The sequence below is a fragment of the Thermodesulfobacterium thermophilum DSM 1276 genome (assembly GCF_000421605.1).
GTDB classification, from domain to species: Bacteria; Desulfobacterota; Thermodesulfobacteria; order Thermodesulfobacteriales; family Thermodesulfobacteriaceae; genus Thermodesulfobacterium; species Thermodesulfobacterium thermophilum.
Genome location: NZ_ATXI01000036.1, coordinates 1 through 3393, shown reverse-complemented (window position 1 = coordinate 3393; position 3393 = coordinate 1). Strand labels below are relative to the sequence as shown.

Sequence of the window (3393 nt, the reverse complement as noted above, 5' to 3'; positions counted from 1 at the left end):
ATTAAAGGTGGTAACAAGGAGGAATTTTAATTTCAGGGACAGAATTTTTGATCTAACAATCCTTATTTCAGGGACATTTTTATGATCTAATGCGAGGCCTTAACAAATTTTTAAAAGATGGTATAATAATTAATTGCCACTTGTTAAGTTGGTTTTTAGGTTTTGTTTTTTTAGCCTCTTGACAAGAAAAGAAAAAGGGATTATATAAAGGGCTTGTTGTTTTAAAATTTAAAAAGTTTGTAGAGGGAGGATATGCCTACAATCAATCAGTTAGTTAGATTAGGCAGAGAAAAAAAGGTTAAAAAGTCAAAGTCCCCCGCTTTGCAAGGATGTCCTCAAAAAAGAGGGGTTTGTGTTAGGGTTTATACTGTAACCCCTAAAAAACCAAACTCAGCTTTGAGAAAGGTGGCAAGGGTTCGTTTGACCAATGGTATTGAGGTTACTGCTTACATTCCAGGTATAGGTCATAATCTTCAAGAGCACTCTGTGGTTCTTGTTAGAGGCGGGCGTGTGAGAGACTTGCCTGGTGTTAGATATAAGATTATAAGAGGTGCCTTGGATGCCGCTGGGGTTCAGAACAGAAAAAAATCTCGTTCTAAATATGGAACTCCAAGACCTAAATAAAGTGCAAGAGGAGATTTGGTATGCCACGCAAAGGACCAGTGCCTAAAAGAGAGACCCCTCCAGATCCTAAATATGGAAGTGTTTTGGTAGCAAAGTTTATAAATAATTTAATGAAGGATGGTAAGAAAAACGTAGCAAGAAAGATTTTTTATGAGGCCTTAGAAAGGCTGAGAGAAAAATCTGGTGGAGAAGATCCTTTAAAGATTTTTGAAAAAGCTATAGATAACGTTAAACCTCTTATAGAGACCCGTAGTCGTAGGGTTGGTGGTGCTAACTATCAAGTTCCTGTAGAGGTTAGGCCAGATAGACAGATTTCTTTAGCTATCAAGTGGACGATCAATGCCGCACGTGCTCGTAGTGAAAGGACCATGGTGGAAAGGTTGGCTAACGAGCTTTGGGATGCTTATAACGAAAGAGGGGCGGCCATTAAGAAAAGGGATGATACCCATCGTATGGCTGAGTCTAACAGGGTTTTTGCCCATTATCGTTGGTAAATAGTTTTTCTGGTAATTTTTAGCAGCCAATTTTAAAGTAAATTATTTTGTATTTTTTTATTTTTGAAAAATAAAGGGTAGGGTGAGGAGAATGACGCCTGAAGAGTTAAAAATATTAAAAACAACTAGAAATATAGGATTTGTAGCTCATATAGATGCAGGTAAAACTACTACTACTGAAAGGGTGCTTTATTACACCGGTAAGACCTACAAGATAGGTGAGGTTCATGAAGGAACCGCTACGATGGACTTTATGGTTCAGGAACAGGAAAGGGGTATTACCATTACTTCTGCTTGTACTACTACTTTCTGGAGAGGTCATAGAATAAACATCATTGACACCCCTGGACACGTGGATTTTACCATCGAGGTTGAAAGAAGTTTGAGAGTTCTTGATGGTGCGGTGGTTATTTTTTGTGCTGTGGGAGGAGTTCAACCTCAATCAGAAACCGTCTGGAGACAGGCAAATAAATATAAGGTTCCTCGTATAGCTTTTGTAAATAAGATGGACAGGCTGGGTGCCAATTTTGAAAGTGTGGTTGAACAGATTAGGCAAAAACTTGGAGCTAATCCTCTCCCCCTACAGATACCTATTGGGGCTGAAGATAGTTTCGTAGGTGTGGTTGATTTGATAGACATGAAGGCTATCGTGTGGGAAGAGGAAACCCTGGGGGCAAAATATCATTATGAAGAAATTCCAGCTTCTTTAAAGGATAAGGCTGAAGAATACAGAATTAAGATGCTTGAAACCTTGGCTGATATAAATGATGAAATCATGGAAAAATATTTAGAAGGCAAAGAGATTAGCGCAGAGGAGATCAAAAAAGCAGTAAGAGAGGCTACGATTAATTTTAAGGCTGTTCCAGTTTTATGTGGTTCGGCTTTTAAAAATAAAGGGATTCAGCCTCTTCTTGATGCTATCATAGACTATTTGCCAGCTCCTATAGATATACCTTCTGTAAAGGGAGTTAATCCAGACACTGGTGAGGTTGAAGAAAGGCCTACAGATCCTGATGCTCCTCTTTCTGCTTTGGCTTTTAAGGTTATGACAGACCCTTATATAGGAACCCTCACCTTTATTAGGATTTACTCAGGTAGACTTGAGAGCGGTATGTCTGTTTATAATTCTACCAAGCGAAAGAAGGAAAGAATAGGGCGTTTGGTAAGAATGCATGCTAACCAGAGAGAAGAGATATCTGGGGCTTTTGCAGGAGATATTGTGGCTGCTATAGGGTTGAGGGTTACTACTACAGGTGATACTTTGTGTGATGAAGCTCATCCTATAGAGCTTGAAAAATTGGAAATTCCTGAACCAGTTATTTCGGTAGCTGTAGAGCCTAAGACTAAGGCAGACCAAGAAAAGCTTTCCATTGCTCTTCAGAAGCTTGCCATAGAAGATCCTTCTTTCAGGGTTACGGTTAACCATGAGACAGGCCAAACCCTTATTTGGGGGATGGGTGAACTTCATTTGGAAATCATTGTAGATAGATTGATAAGAGAATTTAAAGTAGGGGTTAACGTTGGAAGACCAGAGGTAGCTTATAAAGAAACCATCACTTCTGCCTCAGAAGCAGAGGGTAAATATATAAGGCAAACTGGTGGTAGAGGTCAATATGGACATGTTAAGCTTATAGTTGAGCCCAACCCTGGTAAGGGAGTTGAGTTTGTTTCTGAGATAGTTGGTGGTGTTATTCCTAAGGAATTTATACCTTCGGTAGAAAAAGGTGTAAGAGAGGCTACAAACGAAGGAATTTTGGCAGGTTATCCGGTAATAGATGTCAAGGTAAGGCTGGTTGATGGAAGTTACCATGAGGTAGACTCTTCAGACCTTGCTTTCGCTATAGCTGGTTCCATGGCATTTAAGGATGCCTGTAAAAAGGCCAATCCGGTGTTGCTTGAACCTATTATGAAAGTTGAAATATCTGTCCCTGAGGAGTATTTAGGAGAGGTTTTAGGAGATATTTCTTCCCGTAGAGGAAGGGTTGAAGGGATGGATTTAAGAGGAAACGTTCGTATAATCAATGCCTTTGTGCCTTTGGGAGAAATGTTTGGTTATGCAACCACTTTAAGGTCTTTAACCCAGGGTAGAGGAACCTTTATCATGCAATTTTCTCATTATGAGAAGGTTCCAGCACATTTAGCAGAACAAATTATCAAGAAAGCAAAGGGAAGTTAAAAATTTTTAGGATAGGAGGAAGGGAAGATGGCCAAGCAAAAGTTTGAGAGGAAGAAGCCGCATTTAAACGTGGGGACGATTGGGCACATAGACCATGGT

General features: G+C 39.7%; 3 protein-coding genes. All 3 read left to right on the top strand.

The genetic code is table 11. The features are described from left to right. Positions 1-252 precede the first annotated feature (252 nt). The 3 genes from rpsL (at position 253) to fusA (ending at position 3294) form a co-directional block, all read left to right on the top strand. Positions 253-624 carry a 30S ribosomal protein S12 gene (gene rpsL, locus H529_RS0109350; RefSeq protein ID WP_022856224.1) on the top strand — a complete coding sequence of 124 codons (372 nt, stop codon included), beginning with the start codon at positions 253-255 and terminating at the stop codon, positions 622-624. Positions 625-644: 20 nt separating this feature from the next. Next, positions 645-1118, top strand: a complete 474-nt coding sequence (rpsG, locus tag H529_RS0109345; RefSeq protein WP_022856223.1) for a 30S ribosomal protein S7 — start codon at positions 645-647, stop codon at positions 1116-1118. A 91-nt stretch (positions 1119-1209) separates the two neighbouring features. After that, positions 1210-3294, top strand: coding sequence for an elongation factor G (gene fusA, locus H529_RS0109340; RefSeq protein WP_022856222.1), 2085 nt, complete (start codon positions 1210-1212; stop codon positions 3292-3294). The last annotated feature ends 99 nt before the right edge of the window (positions 3295-3393 follow it).